The 16641-nt window shown below is 60.2% G+C and carries 18 protein-coding genes, 1 tRNA gene and 1 pseudogene; 16 read left to right on the top strand and 4 right to left on the bottom strand.

What is annotated here, in order from left to right; genetic code table 11:
• Positions 1–38: 38 nt before the first annotated feature.
• The 7 genes and pseudogenes from dapA to ACIOUG_RS05045 form a co-directional block, all read left to right on the top strand.
• Positions 39–824, top strand: a pseudogene (dapA, locus tag ACIOUG_RS05075) (4-hydroxy-tetrahydrodipicolinate synthase); the annotation flags it as partial.
• A gap of 17 nt (positions 825–841) precedes the next feature.
• On the top strand, positions 842–1957 hold the full coding sequence (bamC, locus tag ACIOUG_RS05070) for an outer membrane protein assembly factor BamC (RefSeq protein WP_401063007.1): 1116 nt from the start codon (positions 842–844) through the stop codon (positions 1955–1957).
• Positions 1958–1961: 4 nt separating this feature from the next.
• A complete protein-coding gene (locus ACIOUG_RS05065) occupies positions 1962–2723 on the top strand; it encodes an MBL fold metallo-hydrolase (RefSeq protein ID WP_401063006.1) in 762 nt (253 codons plus the stop codon).
• Between the two features lie 28 nt (positions 2724–2751).
• On the top strand, positions 2752–3465 hold the full coding sequence (purC, locus tag ACIOUG_RS05060) for a phosphoribosylaminoimidazolesuccinocarboxamide synthase (protein ID WP_401063004.1): 714 nt from the start codon (positions 2752–2754) through the stop codon (positions 3463–3465).
• 84 nt (positions 3466–3549) lie between these two features.
• Positions 3550–3639 (top strand) — tRNA-Ser (locus ACIOUG_RS05055).
• A 349-nt stretch (positions 3640–3988) separates the two neighbouring features.
• Positions 3989–4243 carry a type II toxin-antitoxin system HicA family toxin gene (locus ACIOUG_RS05050; RefSeq protein WP_401063002.1) on the top strand — a complete coding sequence of 85 codons (255 nt, stop codon included), beginning with the start codon at positions 3989–3991 and terminating at the stop codon, positions 4241–4243.
• A complete protein-coding gene (locus ACIOUG_RS05045) occupies positions 4240–4572 on the top strand; it encodes a type II toxin-antitoxin system HicB family antitoxin (protein ID WP_047598089.1) in 333 nt (110 codons plus the stop codon). The genes ACIOUG_RS05050 and ACIOUG_RS05045 overlap by 4 nt, the downstream gene beginning before the upstream one ends.
• A gap of 121 nt (positions 4573–4693) precedes the next feature.
• Here ACIOUG_RS05045 and ACIOUG_RS05040 read toward each other — a convergent pair whose 3' ends face one another.
• Together ACIOUG_RS05040 and ACIOUG_RS05035 are read right to left on the bottom strand one after the other, a co-directional pair.
• Positions 4694–4900 carry a hypothetical protein gene (locus ACIOUG_RS05040; protein WP_401063000.1) on the bottom strand — a complete coding sequence of 69 codons (207 nt, stop codon included), beginning with the start codon at positions 4898–4900 and terminating at the stop codon, positions 4694–4696.
• 139 nt (positions 4901–5039) lie between these two features.
• Entirely contained in the window at positions 5040–5231 is a 192-nt protein-coding gene (locus ACIOUG_RS05035; RefSeq protein WP_401062998.1) for a YegP family protein, read from the bottom strand.
• Positions 5232–5506: 275 nt separating this feature from the next.
• Here ACIOUG_RS05035 and ACIOUG_RS05030 point away from each other — a divergent pair, with 275 nt between their 5' ends.
• The 7 genes from ACIOUG_RS05030 (at position 5507) to ACIOUG_RS05000 (ending at position 12461) form a co-directional block, all read left to right on the top strand.
• Positions 5507–6472: a glycosyltransferase family 2 protein gene (locus tag ACIOUG_RS05030; protein WP_401062996.1), complete on the top strand. Its 966-nt coding sequence runs from the start codon at positions 5507–5509 to the stop codon at positions 6470–6472.
• A 3-nt stretch (positions 6473–6475) separates the two neighbouring features.
• On the top strand, positions 6476–7186 hold the full coding sequence (locus ACIOUG_RS05025) for a class I SAM-dependent methyltransferase (protein ID WP_401062995.1): 711 nt from the start codon (positions 6476–6478) through the stop codon (positions 7184–7186).
• Positions 7183–7569: a GtrA family protein gene (locus ACIOUG_RS05020; RefSeq protein WP_401062993.1), complete on the top strand. Its 387-nt coding sequence runs from the start codon at positions 7183–7185 to the stop codon at positions 7567–7569. Before ACIOUG_RS05025 ends, ACIOUG_RS05020 begins: the two co-directional genes overlap by 4 nt.
• A complete protein-coding gene (locus tag ACIOUG_RS05015) occupies positions 7566–9650 on the top strand; it encodes a DUF6311 domain-containing protein (RefSeq protein WP_401062991.1) in 2085 nt (694 codons plus the stop codon). Before ACIOUG_RS05020 ends, ACIOUG_RS05015 begins: the two co-directional genes overlap by 4 nt.
• Positions 9651–9739: 89 nt before the next feature.
• Positions 9740–10660 (top strand): LysR substrate-binding domain-containing protein, encoded by a 921-nt coding sequence (locus ACIOUG_RS05010; RefSeq protein WP_027614510.1) that lies wholly within the window; start codon positions 9740–9742, stop codon positions 10658–10660.
• A gap of 174 nt (positions 10661–10834) precedes the next feature.
• Complete coding sequence (locus ACIOUG_RS05005) at positions 10835–12043, top strand: low temperature requirement protein A (RefSeq protein WP_401062989.1); 1209 nt, start codon at positions 10835–10837, stop codon at positions 12041–12043.
• 52 nt (positions 12044–12095) lie between these two features.
• Complete coding sequence (locus ACIOUG_RS05000; protein WP_041070350.1) at positions 12096–12461, top strand: 5-carboxymethyl-2-hydroxymuconate Delta-isomerase; 366 nt, start codon at positions 12096–12098, stop codon at positions 12459–12461.
• A 3-nt stretch (positions 12462–12464) separates the two neighbouring features.
• On the opposite strand, the gene ACIOUG_RS04995 is transcribed toward ACIOUG_RS05000, so the two are convergent.
• Together ACIOUG_RS04995 and ACIOUG_RS04990 are read right to left on the bottom strand one after the other, a co-directional pair.
• Positions 12465–13400: a LysR substrate-binding domain-containing protein gene (locus ACIOUG_RS04995; RefSeq protein WP_401062987.1), complete on the bottom strand. Its 936-nt coding sequence runs from the start codon at positions 13398–13400 to the stop codon at positions 12465–12467.
• 200 nt (positions 13401–13600) lie between these two features.
• A complete protein-coding gene (locus ACIOUG_RS04990) occupies positions 13601–14782 on the bottom strand; it encodes a cyanate transporter (protein ID WP_401062985.1) in 1182 nt (393 codons plus the stop codon).
• Positions 14783–15139: 357 nt separating this feature from the next.
• On the opposite strand from ACIOUG_RS04990, the gene rnd reads away from it, so the two are divergent.
• Both rnd and ACIOUG_RS04980 read left to right on the top strand, forming a co-directional pair.
• A complete protein-coding gene (gene rnd, locus ACIOUG_RS04985) occupies positions 15140–16273 on the top strand; it encodes a ribonuclease D (RefSeq protein WP_064586440.1) in 1134 nt (377 codons plus the stop codon).
• On the top strand, positions 16270–16563 hold the full coding sequence (locus tag ACIOUG_RS04980) for a YcgL domain-containing protein (protein ID WP_401062983.1): 294 nt from the start codon (positions 16270–16272) through the stop codon (positions 16561–16563). Before rnd ends, ACIOUG_RS04980 begins: the two co-directional genes overlap by 4 nt.
• Positions 16564–16641: the final 78 nt, after the last annotated feature.

Raw genomic sequence — 16641 nt, 5'->3', positions numbered from 1 at the left:
TCTCCTGGTACATCCCCCGCTAACTCGTGGACGGCCTTCTGAAGTCCGGCACCCATGCCAGTGGGGGGGGCGGTACTACCGGCGAGTCGGCGACCCTTGATGTAGAAGAACACATCGCCGTCATCAAAGCCGTGGTCAAACAGGTTGCCGGCCGTATCCCGGTGATCGCCGGTACCGGCGCCAACTCGACCCGCGAAGCCGTCGAACTGACCCGCAACGCCAAGGAAGCCGGCGCCGACGCCTGCCTGCTGGTGGTTCCGTACTACAACAAGCCGACCCAGGAAGGCCTGTACCAGCACTTCAAGCACATTGCCGAAGCGGTCGACATTCCACAGATTCTCTACAACGTCCCCGGCCGCACCTCCTGCGACATGCAGGCCGAGACCGTGATTCGCCTGTCCACCGTGCCGAACATCATCGGCATCAAGGAAGCCACCGGCGACCTGAAACGCGCCAAAGCCATCATCGACGGCGTGAGCAAGGACTTCATCGTGCTGTCCGGCGATGATCCGACCGCGGTCGAGCTGATCCTGCTGGGTGGCAAAGGCAATATCTCCGTCACCGCCAACGTCGCCCCGCGCGAAATGGCCGACCTGTGCGAGGCCGCGCTCAAAGGCGACGCCGACACCGCACGGGCCATCAACGAAAAACTGATGCCGCTGCACAAGGACCTGTTCATCGAAGCCAACCCGATTCCGGTGAAGTGGGCTTTGGTTGAAATGGGCCTGATGCACGAAGGCATCCGCCTGCCGCTGACCTGGCTGAGCGCACCTTGTCATGAAACGCTTCGCACGGCCTTGCGCCAGTGCAGCGTCCTGGTTTAATTGAGGAAGTACAACGCATGAAGCGAATGGCCGGACTTTCCGCACTTGCCTTGATTATCTCCAGCACCAGTGGCTGCGGATGGGTCTGGGGCCCGGAAGGTTATTTCCGTGACCGTGGTAGCGATTACCTGGAAGCGCAACAGACTGCACCGATGCAACTGCCACCGAATGTCAGCACCTCCAAGCGTCTGGATCCGCTTTTGCCGATCCCGCGCAATGTGGCTGATGACACCGTCAAGGGCGAATACGTGGTGCCACGTCCGCAACCGCTGACGGCGATTGCCGATGCAACGGACTACTCGCTGCAGAAGAGCGGCGACTCGCGTTGGGTCATGGCCCAGCACCAGCCGGCCGAAGTCTGGCCAGTGGCGGTGCAGTTCTTCCAGGACAACGGTTTCCGTCTGGATGAACAGCGCCCGCAAACCGGTGAGTTCACGACTAAATGGCAGCATGCCGACGAACTGTCCGCCGCCATGGCCAAGCGCCTGAGCGCCGCCGGTGTCGGTGCCGACAGCGAGACCCGCGTGCGGGTGCGCATCGAGCCAGGCGTGCAGCGCAATACCAGTGAAATCTACGTGGTCAGTGCCGAGCGTCCTGCCGGCAGCACCGCCGACGTCGACTTCACCAACCGTTCGGTCAACACTGGCCTGGACGCAGCACTGGTCGACGACATGCTCGCGAGCATGAGCCGGATCTCCGAGAAGGGCGGTTCGGTGTCGATGCTGGCTTCGCGTGATTTCGATACTCCAAGCCGTGTCAGCCTCAGCGAAGACGGCAGCGGCAACCCGGTACTGAACGTCGGTCCGGACCTGGATCGTGCCTGGTCGAGCGTCGGTCGGGCGCTGGAGCAAGGTCAGTGGCGCGTTGAAGACATCAACCGCAGCCTGGGCCTGTACTACATCAACCTGGCCGAAAAAGCCGAGAAGAAAGACGACAAGCCTGGTTTCTTCAGCAGCCTGTTCGGCAGTGCGCCGACCAAGGAAGAAGTTGAAGCCCGCGCCGAGCGTTATCAGGTTCGCCTGAGCAAGGTCGGTGAAAACGTTCAGGTGACCGTCGAGAAGAACATCAACACCGTTGCGCCGGCCGATGTGGCGCGCAAAGTGTTGAGCGTGATTCAGGACAACCTGGGCTGATCACATGCGTTTTGCCGTTCTCGGCAGCGGTAGCCAAGGGAACGGCACGCTGATCGCCAGTGCTGTTTCGTACGTGCTGGTGGATTGTGGTTTTTCCCTGCGGGAAACCGAAAAACGGCTGTTGCGCCTGGGTTTGAACCCGGCGCAATTGAGCGCGATACTCGTAACCCATGAACATGCCGACCACGTGCATGGCGTGGGTTTGCTGTCTCGGCGCTACAATCTGCCGGTCTACCTCAGTCGCGGCACACTGCGCGGGATGCGCAAACCGATCGAACCCGCAGGCTTTCTGGCCGGCGGCGAGCAACTGCAGATCGGCGCACTGAACATCGGGGTCATTGCCGTGGCCCATGATGCACAAGAGCCGACCCAGTACGTATTCAGTGATAACGAGCAGCGGCGTTTCGGCCTGCTGACCGACCTGGGTTCCTACTGCGAGCGGGTGCTGGACGGCTATCGGGATCTCGATGCGTTGATGATCGAGTCCAACCACTGCCGCGACATGCTGGCCCGTGGTCACTATCCGTACTTTCTCAAGCAACGGGTGGGCGGCGAGCTGGGACATTTGAACAACCATCAGGCGGCATTCCTGGTGGCCGAGTTGGGGTGGCAGGGCTTGCAGCATCTGGTTCTCGCCCACCTGAGCAGCAAGAACAACCTGCCGCAGCTGGCCCGGCAATGTTTCGTCGACACCCTCGGGTGCGACCCGGACTGGCTGCAACTGGCCGATCAAGATTCAGGGCTCGACTGGCGCCATATCGCCTAGCCCATCTACTTAGCAAGCGGAGCCCATCATGGAAAAACGAGAAGAACTCTACCGCGGCAAAGCCAAATCGGTTTACAAGACCTACGACGCTGACCGCTTGATCCTGCTGTTTCGCAACGACACCTCGGCGTTCGACGGAAAGCGCATCGAGCAGCTCGACCGCAAAGGCATGGTGAACAACAAGTTCAACGCCTTCATCATGCAGAAACTCGAAGCGGCCGGCATTCCGACCCAATTCGACAAACTGCTGGGCGACAACGAATGCCTGGTGAAGAAGCTCGACATGATCCCGGTCGAGTGCGTCGTGCGTAACTACGCCGCCGGCAGCCTGGTAAAGCGTCTGGGCGTCGAAGAGGGCATGAAGCTCAACCCGTACACCTTCGAACTGTTCCTGAAGGACGACGCCAAGGGCGACCCGTTCATCAACGAATCCCACGTCGTGGCATTCGGCTGGGGCACCGCCGACCAACTGACGCGCATGAAAGAACTGTCGCTCAAGGTCAACGAAGTCCTGAGCAAACTGTTCGACGACGCCGGCCTGTTGCTGGTGGACTTCAAGCTTGAGTTCGGCGTGTTCAGCGACGGCTCGATCGTCCTGGGCGACGAGTTCAGCCCGGACGGCTGCCGCCTGTGGGACAAGGACACCAAGAAGAAAATGGACAAAGACCGCTTCCGCCAGGGCCTCGGTGACGTCATCGAAGCCTACGAAGAAGTCGCCAAGCGTCTGGGTGTACCGCTTTAATCGACGCAAGCATCTGATAGCACGGAGAAAATTTGCGAAAGAGGGTTTGCTTTCCGCAGAAGTGTTGTTATGATGCGCGCCGTTGGAGAGATGCCAGAGTGGCCGAATGGGACGGATTCGAAATCCGTTGTACCTTCACCGGTACCTAGGGTTCGAATCCCTATCTCTCCGCCATTACATAGAAAAAGCCCCGTAGCTGAAGAGCTACGGGGCTTTTTTGTTTCTGCTCGCTTGAGTAATCAGCAAATCCTGTCGTCGGAACCCGAGGTTGAAAAGTCGATAATCGGATGAAACTCGATTGATGCCGGTTCGTACGTAACTCTCGGAGTCTACCTACAGCTCTATTTCAAATGACTCCTTATCCTGACTTACGTGCCCGATACACACATAGATCAGGACAAGAAGGCACCGTTTTTCACATATGGAGAGCGGCTTTGTCCGCTCGTTCAAAGGGGCGCTCCACTGATCAGCGATATGAATCGCGATTGCCAATTTTCCCTGTGCGGTATCATGGTGTAATACTATGAACAACAAACAGCTCGGTACGCTCGCCGCTATATTTTCACGACCCACTCCCGCTACGTTGGAATGGGCGCGCATCGAGTCTCTTTTCAATGGGCTCGGGGCCAAAACCGTGGAGGGCAATGGATCGAGAGTTCGGTTCGAAATGAGAGGCGTTGTCGCCACGTTCCACCGGCCTCATCCGGATAAAGAAGCAAAGCCCTATCAGGTTCGTGATGCTCGGGCTTTTCTTGAACAAGCAGGAGTCACTCCATGAACGTGATGAATTACAACGGGTATGCCGCCAGAATTGAATACAGCGATGAAGACGGTCTTTTTGTTGGCCATATCGCAGGGATCAAGGACGTCGTAGGTTTTCATGGCGAATCTGTAAAAGAGCTTCGGTCCGCTTTTGAAGAGGCGGTTACCGACTATCTGGAGACCTGCGCTAAACTGGGGCGTGCCCCGCAAAAGCCTTATTCCGGCAATCTCAGTCTGCGCTTGGCGCCAGCTCTTCATGCGACAGTTGCGGTAAAAGCGCAATTGGCTCAAAAAAGCATTAATCAGTGGGTTGCGGATGTTCTTGACCGAGAGGCCCACGCCTAGCTTGATTCCCGTGTGAGACCACTAGGTCACGTAGTTCCTGAACAAAGTAAAAGCCCCGTAGCTGAGAAGCTGCGGGGCTTTTTTGTTGCTGCGGGTTTTGTCGAGCACCCGCCTCAGTCACTCACGGCTGCGAGTGCCCAAGCTTCTGTTTGATCAGGTCATACACTTGCTTGTGCGTCGAGTTGCGCAGGGTATTGTCCTTGCAAGCCGTCGCCAGGAAGGTCTTCACTTCGTCCTTGGCGTGCGGATAGAGGCTGGCGACGTAGTCGGCTTCATGCGTCTGGGTGCAGTTGAAGTGCTTGTCGTCTTTTGCTTTGTCTCTAGCCATGGTGCGGCTCCTTTTTTGAGTTGAAGGTCAGGTGGCGGAACAGGGCTGGATCGCCCCATACGCTGAAGAGCGTAGGGGCGCAAAGGTGCTTTGCCAGTGATTCAGGCGAAAAAGGAAGAGGCTGTAGGACGCGGCGCGATCAGATCTCCTTCACCGGCGTCTCCCCCTGCACGCTCTTGATCAACTCGATCACATGTAAACAATCGGACTTGTTCACATAGGATTCGCCACTGGCAATCGTCTCGTGGTTCCCCGCTCGCAGCCTCCAGCGCCATTGGCCTTTGCCGGTGCTCGGGGTGCCTCGGGATTGCCTGTAGATCTCGAAATACATTCAGTTCGCTCCTTGCGATGGTGTTTGCGACAACCTGTGTGGCGCATCGTCGCAAGCCTAGCGGAGCGAGTTTTTTTCGCTATCGGGCATTTGTTTCCAATCGTTGGCAGATGTTTCTGAAGAGTGCGGACTAGAGCGCACGCATCGGCGTCTGGATTGGCCAAAATGTCGCCAATTCCACCTTGCAAGGCTATCGGCGCTACTGCTTAATACGGGACGGCTCATGGCGTCGAAAATCTTCGACGACCGACAATCACTATAAAAAGAGCACTCCATTGACTGAGCACGGAACGCCACAGGCCACACGGGGCAGGTTATCGCTGGTTGTCCCCGTTTTTAACGAGGAGGACAGTCTCCACGCGTTCATCCTGCGCATTGACGAAGTGTTTCAGCATCAGCCGTCGATCGAGCTGGAGCTGGTGTTCGTCAATGACGGCAGCACTGATGCCACACTTGAGCGGCTGCTGGACCGTCAGCAGCACGACGCGCGTCTGCGGATCGTCGATCTGAGCCGCAATTTCGGCAAGGAGGCGGCGTTGTCCGCTGGCCTGCAGATTGCCTCCGGGCAGATCGTCGTCCCCATTGATGCCGATCTGCAGGATCCACCCGAAGTCATCCTGCAGATGATCGAGCGCTGGCGCGAAGGCTACGAAGTGGTGCTTGGCCACCGCATCAGCCGCCGCAGCGATACCTGGGCCAAGCAGACTTCGGCGCACTGGTTCTATCGCCTGCACAACAAGATCGCTGAGCAACCGCTGCCGGAAAACGTCGGTGATTTCCGCCTGATGGACCGGTGTGTGGTCGATGCCTTGCTGACCTTGCCCGAGTCCCGGCGCTTCATGAAGGGGCTGTTTGCCTGGGTCGGGTTTCGCACCACCCACGTTGATTACGAGCGTCCCGAGCGTGTGGCGGGGCAGAGCAAATTCAATGGTTGGCGGCTGTGGAATTTCGCGCTGGAAGGGATCACCAGTTTCAGCACCGAGCCACTGCGGATCTGGACTTACATCGGCGCGGCGGTCTCGCTGGTGTCCTTCGCTTTTGCCATTTTTATCGTGGTACGCACGCTGATCCACGGCGTCGACATGCCCGGTTATGCCTCGCTGATGGTGGCCGTGACGTTCCTCGGTGGCCTGCAATTGATTGGCATCGGCGTACTCGGCGAGTACCTGGGCCGTACTTATATCGAATCCAAACGCCGGCCGGTTTTTCTGGTGCGTCGCGTCTACGACCCCAAGGACTGAAACATGGATCTCAAGGAAACCGACATCCTCGGCGACAGCATCGGCGAGCATTGGTATTACTGCTCCAAAGCGGCGGCGACGCGTCGTCTGCTCGGTGATGCTCCGATCACGCGGATTCTCGACGTGGGTGCCGGCTCGGGGTTTTTCTCGCACCATTTATTGACCCAAACCGCGGCGCAGGAGGCGTGGTGCGTCGATATCAGCTACCCCGCCGATTCCGATGCGACCAGCGCCGGCAAACCGGTGCATTACCGCCGTGATATCTCAGCCATCGACGCCGATCTGGTGCTGCTCATGGACGTCCTGGAGCATGTCGACGACGATCTCGGCCTGCTCAAGTCCTACGTCGACAAGGTGCCGTCCGGCAGCCGTTTCCTGATGACCGTGCCGGCGTTCCAGTTCCTCTGGAGCGGCCACGATGATTTCCTCGAACACAAGCGCCGCTACACCCTGCCGCAGTTTGAAACTCTGGCCCGCGACGCCGGTTTGACCGTGCAGCGCGGTGCCTACTATTTCGGTGCGGTGTTTCCGATTGCGGCGGCATTGCGCTTGCTGCCCAACGAGCCACAGGCTTCGACACCGCAGTCGCAGCTCAAGCGCCATCATCCGCTGGTGAACGGTGTACTCAAGACCCTGTGCAGCCTTGAGCTGCCGCTGATGCGCATGAACCGTCTGGCCGGTCTGAGCGTGTTTGTGCTGGCGCGTAAACCGTGACCTCAGCCGCAAGATCGGCGTTGATCCAGCGCGGCTTGCGCTTTGCCGTAACCGGTCTGTTCGTCACCGCTCTGCATGCGCTGGTGGCGGTGCTGTTTATCAATTTCGTCGCGCCGCAGCCGCCATTGGCCAACGGCGTGGCGTTTGCCGTGGCGACGGTGGTGTCTTATCTGATCAACACCACCTGGAGCTTTTCCGCGCGACTGCAGGGCAAAACCCTGCTGCGCTTTATGCTGGTGTCCTGCGGCGGCTTTTTCCTGGCGATGTTCGTCGCGTGGGCGGCGCAGATTGCCGGTCTGCACTATTTGCTGGGCATCGGTGCCGTGGCGCTGATCATTCCGGCGTTCACCTTTGTGCTGCATAACTTCTGGACGTATCGATGACGGGTTCGAACAAGCATCCGGCCCTCGCGCTGTTGCCAATCCTGCTGGGTGCGCTGGCGTTTTTTCTGGTGATTGGCCCGCGTGCCCTCGACCCGCAAAACATTGCCTGGCTCAAGGACGGTGATCCGGCGACGCATTACCTGGGCTGGGTGTTCTTTCGCCATTCACCCTGGACCTTTCCTCTCGGGCTGAACCCGTCCTATGGGATGGAACTGGGCAGCTCGATCATTTTTTCCGATTCCAATCCGCTGCTGGCGCTGCTGTTCAAACCGTTCAACGGTTGGTTGCCGGAGACGTTCCAGTATTTCGGTCTATGGCTGCTGGCGTGTTTCATTCTGCAGGCCTGGTTTGCCTGGAAGCTGCTCGGCTTGATCACCGACAACCCCGTGTTGCGTCTGCTCGGCGCCGGGCTCCTGGTGTTTTCGCCGCCGATGTTTCTGCGTACCGGTGGGCATCTTTCGCTGGTCGGGCACTTCCTGATTCTCGCGGCGCTGTATCTGGCACTGCACCCGGCACTCACGCGCCGACGTCTGGCGTGGGGGGCGCTGCTCGCCGTGACAGCATTGGTTCACGCTTACCTGTTGGGCATGGTTGCGCTGATCTGGGTCGCGGATCTGTCGGGCAAGTTGTGGGCTGGCAAGCTGACTCGCCGTCAGGTCCTGATCGAGCTGGGCGGCTTGTTCGCGCTGGTGAGCGTGTGCTGCTGGCAGGCGGGTTATTTCAGTATTACCGATGGTGCGGCGGGCGGCGGTTTCGGCTTTTATCGAATGAACCTGCTGTCGCTGGTGGATGCAGACGGTTGGTCGTTTGTCTTGCCAGGTATTCCCAAGGGCGCCGGCGATTACGAAGGCTTCAACTATCTGGGGCTGGGTGTCCTGTTGCTGGTGCCATTGGCGGTAATCGCCTGGTACAGAAGTGGTATCTCGTTGAAGGCTGTATTGTGCAGTCGCCCGTTCCTGTTGTTGGCGTTCATCGGGTTGACGCTGTTCGCCCTGTCGAATCAGATCGGTTTCGGCCTGCAGACGTTCGGCTATCCGCTGCCGAAATTCGTGCTGCGTGCAGCGAGTATTTTTCGCGCTTCGGGCCGGATGTTCTGGCCAGTGTTTTACGCCATCGTGATATTGCTCACTTATCTGGTAGTGCGCGGCTATCGGCCGCGTATCGCCATGGGGTTGCTGGCACTGGCGCTGGTGGTGCAAGTCGCCGACACCCGGATTGCCTGGGCCGGCTTGAAAGCCGCGAAAATGGTTCCGGAAGCTGCGGCCTGGGTCAGCCCGATGCAGGATCCGTTCTGGGCCAGCGCGGCGGCGCACTACAAGAGCATCCGTGCCGTGACACCGAAAAATCAGCCGGACCAGTGGCAGGCGCTTGCCGATTTCGCCGCCACCCACGGGCTGAAAACCGACGCGGCTTACCTGGGGCGTACCAGCCCCAAGGCGCAGGACAAGCTGTTGCGCACCACGCAAGGCCAACTTGCCAGCGGCCAGTACGACAACGATTCGCTGTACATCCTCGATGACGACGCGCTGGACCAGGCGGTGAAGAGCATTCACAGCGAAACCGATCTGTTGACCCGGGTCGACGACTTTGTCGTGCTGGCCCCGGGCTGGAAACGCTGCAGTCAATGTCTGGCGATGGTCGATCAGGGGCGGGCGCTGTCGTCGATCCCCCTGAGCCACCCGGGGCTGGTGCAGATGTTCAACCGCAGCACCCGACAACTGGTCAAAGGCTGGTCGACGCCGGAAGCCTGGGGCACCTGGAGTGATGGACAGGATGCGGAACTGCTGTTGCGCATCGCTCCCGGGGCGCATGCCCTGGTGATTGATGCCTTGGCATTTGCCATGCCGCCAAACCTCAGCCAACGAGTGATCGTCAGCATCAATGGCGTAGAAGCGTTGTCGACGCGGCTGACCCAGGTGCAGGGCAATCGGCTGGAAATTCCGCTCAGCGCAGCGCAGGTGGCCGAGGAATATCTGAATGTCCGGTTGCATCTGCCCGATGCCGTCAGCCCGAGAAAACTCGGGTTCAACGATGATGCGCGAGTCATGGGGCTGGGATTGAAAACCCTGACGGTCCAGTGAAATTGTCGAACAAACCGCCAATCGTCTGATAGACGCCGGTCCCAAGGACTTCATACACTGCCCGCAGTCTGGGGAGCGGGGGGCAATGGATGAATCGAAATGAACTGCGCAAGGCCGACATCAACCTGATGGTGGTGTTCGAGACCTTGATGCTCGAACGCAACGTGACCCGGGCGGCGGAAAAGCTGTTTCTCGGCCAGCCGACCATCAGCTCGGCGCTCAACCGCTTGCGCGCGATGTTCAATGATCCGCTGTTCATCCGCGTCGGCCATCGCATGGAGCCGACGGCCCGGGCCGAGGAACTGTTCAAGTACTTGTCACCAGCGCTTGATTCGCTGTCGGTGGCGCTGAGCCTGACTCACGACTTCGACCCTGCGGTGAGCAACATGACGTTCCGCATCGGCCTGTCCGATGACGTCGAATTCGGCCTGCTGCCACCGTTGTTGCGGGCGCTGCGTCAGGAAGCACCCAGCGTGGTGTTCGTGGTGCAACACGTCGACTACTGGCGCATTCCCGACCTGCTGGCCGCCGGCGACATCACTGTCGGCATCAGCCAGACCCGAGGTCTGCCGGCCAATGCCAAGCGCAAACTGCTGCGGCATATCCAGCCGAGCATTCTGCGCGCCGATGCCTCGGATTCGCCGCTGACCCTCGACGAATACTGTTCACGCCCGCACGTGTTGGTGTCGCACACGGCCAACATCAGCGGCTATGCCGATGAGTGGCTGGCGGAAATCGGCCGCACCCGGCATGTGGTGTTGTCGGTGCCGCAATACAGTGCGTTGCCGGCGTTGTTGGCCGGCACCGACCTGATCGCCAGCCTGCCGGACTACACCGCCGAAGCCATGGCTGCCTCCGGGCTGCTGTTCAAGGAACCGTTCCCGTTCAAGACGCCGATGCTGGATCTGTCGATGGTCTGGCTCAGCCATGTCGACAGCGATCCGGCCGAGCGCTGGCTGCGTTCGCGGCTTGAGGCGTTCATGAGTGAACGGCCACTGACCGCCCCCTGACCCCCACACAAATCTTTTGTAGGAGTGAGCCTGCTCGCGATGAGGGTGTGTCAGTCGACATTGATGTTGTCTGACACCACGCCATCGCGAGCAGGCTCACTCCTACAAGGGTTTGCGTTCGTCTGGTCTGCCTGCTTTGCTCAATGGCAAAGACCCCGGCTGGAGACCTGTCCGATGAGCATTTCCCGTTCGTTGCTGCGTGGGCGCGGCAGTCTCGACAGTGGCAAGGTCGGCATGGTCGAGCTGTTTTTCGATCTGGTGTTCGTGTTCGCCGTGACTCAGCTCTCGCATTCGCTGCTCGCGCAGCTAACGATTACGGGCGCGGTGCAGGTGGCACTGTTGATGGTCGCGGTGTGGTGGGTATGGATTTTCACTTCATGGATTACCAACTGGCTCGACCCGGAAAAGCTGCCGATCCGCCTCGGCCTGTTCGGTCTGATGATCGCCGGTCTGCTGCTGTCGTCCTCAATCCCCAAGGCCTTCACCGAGCGCGGGCTGATGTTTGCCTCGGCCTTCGTGTTCATGCAGGTCGGGCGCACGCTGTTTGCGATCTGGGCGGTGCGTGGCGAGTCGCTGAGCATGACCCGCAACTTCCAGCGGATTCTCGCGTGGTTGATGCTCTCCGGGGTGTTCTGGATCGCCGGGGCCTTTCTCGACGGGCAGCAGCGTTTGCTGTGTTGGGCGCTGGCGCTGTTGATCGAACTGATTTCCCCCTCGTTGTATTTCTGGGTGCCGGGGCTGGGGCGTTCGTCGTTGAGCGACTGGAACGTCGAAGGCAATCACATGGCCGAGCGCTGCGCGCTGTTTGTGATCATCGCCCTGGGTGAATCGTTGCTGGTGACCGGCGCGACATTCGCCGAGCTGACGCTGAGCCTCACCGGAGTCATCGCGTTTCTGGTGGCGGTGCTGGGCAGCATCGGCATGTGGTGGGTGTACTTCGACAGCGGCGCCGAGCGCGCGCATCACCGCATCGCGCATTCGAGCGATCCGGGGCGTCAGGCGCGCATTGCCTACACCTACCTGCACGTGCTGATTGTTGCCGGGGTGATCGTCAGTGCAGTGGCCGACGAACTGGTGCTGGTGCATCCGGATCACGCCAGCGATGCCGGGATTCTGGTGATTCTCGGCGGGTCTTGGCTCTTTCTGTTGGGCAATGCGCTGTTCAAATGGGTCATGTCCGACCGGCCGCTGCCGCCGTTGTCGCATGTGGCCGGTCTGGTGCTGCTCACGCTGGCGCTGCCGCTGGCGTTGAACCACGGGTTGTCGGCGCTGATGCTCGGGGCGCTGACCACGGCGATCGTGGTGTTGGTGGCGCTGTGGGAAAGCCTGGCATTGCGTCAGGCGTCGGCCTCGATAAGCTCGGAAAAAGCCGCAGGAGAGTAGGGCAGGGCTGTGGTATATGTACGACCTTTCTGCCGACTGACTGGAGCACCGCATGCCGCACTTGCACATGGAATACACCGCCAACCTGCCGCAGTTGAACGCTGATGTGGCGTTGATCCGGCTCAACAACACGCTGGTGGGTTCCGGTCAGTTCGCAGCGGAGTTCGATATCAAGAGTCGCGCAGTGAAGGTCGAGACCTTCAAAGTCGGTACCGGCATGGGCGAACGCGCGTTCGTCCACGTGAAGCTGGCGCTGCTCAGCGGTCGTTCGCCGCAGATCAAGAAGCAGCTCTCGGAGAGCCTGCTGGCGGTGTTGCAGGATCTGTGCGAGTGGCCGGCCGGGGTCGAAGTGCAGTTGTGCGTGGAGTTGCTCGATATCGACCGCGATTCCTACACCAAGACCGCCATCGGCGTTTAGGAATCAGGCCGCTTCCAGCTCACTGCACACCTTGATCACCTGCTCGCGCAGCCACACGTTGGCGCTGTCCTGATCGGCGTTCTGGCTCCATTGCATGTCGAGGGTGAACCCCGGCAGGCCGTTCGGCGCTTCGCAGTGATTGAACACCGCGTCGTTGGTCAGCAGGCGCTGGATGCGCCGGGGCAGGGTGAGGATGAAGTCGGTGCCGGTGATCATCTTCAATGCCGCGCTGTAGCTGTTGGAGCGCGCGACGATCTGCCGTTTCTGCGCCTGCCGCGCCAGCCAGCCATCGACCATGTTGGTGGTGGAAGTCCACGGTGTCGGGAACACATGGCGCCGTTCGGTGAAGGCCTGCAGGCTCAGGCGCGGTTCCAGCGGCGTGGCGCGTTTGTCGAAGACACAGACCAGATCGTCTTCCAGCAGCATTCGCGACTTCAGGTCGGTGTGGCTGCGGTGGAAATTGGGGCCGAAGCAGATCACCAGGTCGAGGCTGCCGTCGCGCAGTTCGTCGGCGGGCACGTCGGTCTCGAACTTGTGCATGTTGACCATCACCGGCAAATCGTCGAAGTCGAAACGCTTCAACAGCCGTGGCAACACCAGTTGCTCGAAGTATTCCGGGGCACAGATGTTGAACGTCACCGCTTGCCGGGTCGGGTCAAAGGCTGGGGCGCCGGCGTGGCACAGGTTGATGCTTTCGAGGATTTTCTGCACATGGCCGTACATGGTGCCGGCCTTGTAGGTGGGCCGCATGCCCGTGCGGGTGTTGATGAACAACTCGTCTTCGAAACTGGTGCGCAGTTTTTTCAGGCAGTAGCTGACAGTGGACTGGCTGACGCACAGCGTCTCCGAGACATCCGTGACGCTGCTTTGCTCATACACGGCGATAAACACCATGAGGTCCTGCATGTCGAGCTTTCGAAGCAAGTTACTGTTCAGCATCCGTTCCGTCTCGCTGTGCTCCTTGCGCTGAATCCGCGCAAACGTGTGCGAATGATCCTAACGGAACGATGGTGCCAGGACAAAGCCCTGTAGGACGTTTCAATGTCGCTAGTGGGACAGAAAGTTTTAGCAACACGACGTCGGCAAATAAACCGCAAAAAGATGGCAACAGGCCTCTAGCCCGGCGAGGGCGTTCGGCTTCAACGAATGTGGCGGGCGTACTGTCGAGGGTCGAAGCGCAGCACCATCAGCAGCATCACTACCATCACCGCAGTCAGCGACCACCAGGCCCATTCGAAGCTGCCGAGCCGGTCGCGGATCATGCCGGCCAGTAGCGGCGAAAGACCGGCGATCAAGTAGCCGATGCCTTGCACGAACGCGGTCAGGCTGCCGGCGCGCTGCGGGTGATCGAGGTGATCGAGCGAGACGATCAGGCTCATCGGGAACAAGCCACCAATCCCCAGCCCCAACAGGCACGGCCACAGCAGGCTCAGAAGTTGCGGGCTGAGGATCAATCCGCAGAACCCGCCGATGATCAGCAGCAGTAACGTCGCGAGGACGGCACGGCGATCACGGCTGCGGTTGGCGATGGCCGGTGTCAGCAGCCCGGAAATCACCTCCATGGCGGTCAGAAAACCCAGCAGCAGGCCGGCGTGTTGTTCGCTCCAGCCTTGCTCCACGTAGTACGGCGCTAGCCACGCGAGTACGCAGGTGTAGGACGCGGTGCCGAGGCCGAAGAAGATGGCAAGCAGCCAGGCGCGGGAATTACCCGTGAACGATTGTTTTCCTACAGACGTATTCGCGCTGGATGACGGGGGCGACTGAGTCCACCACACCAGCAGCGCGAGCACGGCCAGTCCTGCCCAGATCGCCAGGCCGATGCGCCAGCTGCCGGTGTGCACCAGCACCAGCGGCGCGAACGAGGCGGCCAGTGCTGCGCCGCCCATGATCGACGTGACATACAGACCCATGCACAGCGCCACGTTGTCGGGAAAGCGTGATTTGATCAACGCGGGCATCAACGCTTGAATCAGGGCGATACCCATCCCGGCCAGCACCGCGCTGCCGATCAACTGCGGCGCCGAGTCGAGCACCAGCCGCGACAGCGTCGCCACGCCGATAATCGACAGCGACAGGATCACCGTGCGTTGCTCGCCCAGGCGTCGACTGATGCCGATGCCGACAAACATCGCCAGCCCCATCGCCATCACCGGCAGCATGGTCAGCAGCGACGCCATGCTGAAACTCAGCGGGATGTCGCCGCGAATCGCCGACAACGATGGCCCGACAGCGGCCATGGACGGGCGCAGATTGAGCGCGACGAGGATGATGCCGAGCATCAGCCAGACAGCGGGGCGGGAGGTGGCGCGGACGTTTTCCATCGGCAGACTCAGGATTGCGGAGGCTGTCGATTAGGCGGCGCAGCGCACGTATCGGCAAATCAGATTTCCCGACCATTATTTAAAAACTAAATATCACTCTCCCCGTGTAGGAGCTGCCGAAGGCTCGGGCCGCGATCGGACGATCTTTTGTTCTTGTTTTTCAAGACCAAGAACAAGATCAAAAGATCGCAGCCTGCGGCAGCTCCTACACGGGGCGCTCCGATTAATCTGGCCAATCTCGCTGTCAGACTATTCTTTCTCTCATGCAGGACATTTCGTTACAGCTCTGGCCCAGCGCAGGCGCGTAAAACGCCGGCGGCGATATATACTGCGCGCCATTCTTCAAGGGAGAGCCGTGTGGCCATCGATATTCACTGGATTCGCGACAACGAAAGCCTCGCGCAGTTTTGCGCCGAGTGGCAGCAGCTGCCGTTCGTTGCCCTCGACACCGAATTCATGCGGGTCGACACCTTCTACCCGATTGCCGGTTTGCTGCAGGTTGGCGACGGCAAACGCGCTTACCTGATCGATCCGCTGACCATCGACGCCTGGCAACCGCTGGCGGCGTTGCTGGAAAACCCGGCGGTGCTCAAAGTCCTGCATGCCTGCAGCGAAGACCTCGAAGTGTTGCTGCGCCTGACCGGCAGCCTGCCGGCGCCACTGTTCGACACGCAACTGGCGGCGGCCTACCTGAACCTCGGGTTCTCGATGGGCTATTCGCGGCTGGTGCAGGAAGTGCTCGGTATCGAGCTGCCGAAGGGTGAAACCCGCTCCGACTGGTTGCAGCGTCCGCTTTCCGACACACAAATCAGCTACGCCGCCGAAGACGCGGTGCATCTGGCGGAAGTATTCGTACAGCTGCGACCGAAACTGTCTGACGACAAATTCGCCTGGGTGCTGGAGGACGGCGCCGAACTGGTGGCCAACCTGCGCCGCGAGACCGACCCGTACGAGGTCTATCGCGAAGCCAAACTGGCGTGGAAACTGTCCCGTGCGCAACTGGCGGTGCTGCGTGAGCTGTGTGCCTGGCGTGAGCGTGAAGCTCGCGCGCGCAATCTGCCGCGCAACCGCATCGTCCGTGAGCATTCGCTGTGGCCGCTGGCTCGCACGCAACCGGACAACCTCGCTGCGTTGGGCAAGATTGAAGACATGCACCCGCGTACCGTGCGTCAGGACGGCCAATTTCTGCTTGATCTGATCAAGCGCTCTGGCAGTGTGGGGCCTGATCAATGGCCGCCGGCGGTGCCGGAGCCATTGCCGGTCGAAGCGGCGGCGCTGATCAAGCAACTGCGCGCCCTCGGCCAGGTCGAGGCAGAACGCCTGGGCATCGCGCCGGAGCTGATGCTGCGCAAGAAAACCCTTGAAGCGCTGGTCAAAAGCGGCTTCCCCGAGGGCCCTTATCAATTGCCTGAGTCGCTGCGTGGCTGGCGCCGCGAACTCATGGGCCAGAAGCTGCTCGACAGCCTGGCCACCGCCGGAGAACAGCCTTGAAACGTATTTGCTCCATTTACCAAAGCTCCAAGCGAAGCGGGATGTACCTTTATGTGCTCAAGAGCGATGCTCTGGAGCGTGTGCCGGAACCGCTGATGGTGGCGTTCGGCAAGCCGAAACATTCCTTCGATCTGGTTTTGTCGCCTGAGCGCAAGCTGGCCAGCGAGGACATCGTCGTGGTCCTGGAAAACCTCGACAAGCAGGGTTACCACCTGCAGATGCCACCGGCCGAGGACGAGTACATCGAACACCTGCCCGAAGAATTGCTGCGACGCAACGACCCGGTCTGATCTGCGAGGCCCTGTCCTGGGCCTCTTGCCACTCTGGAACTGATTTTACGGCGACGACCGCCACGAAGGAGCGCGGCT

The organism is Pseudomonas sp. NPDC087803, from assembly GCF_044742995.1.
GTDB lineage: Bacteria > Pseudomonadota > Gammaproteobacteria > Pseudomonadales > Pseudomonadaceae > Aquipseudomonas.
This window is presented reverse-complemented; position numbering and strand designations above follow the sequence as displayed.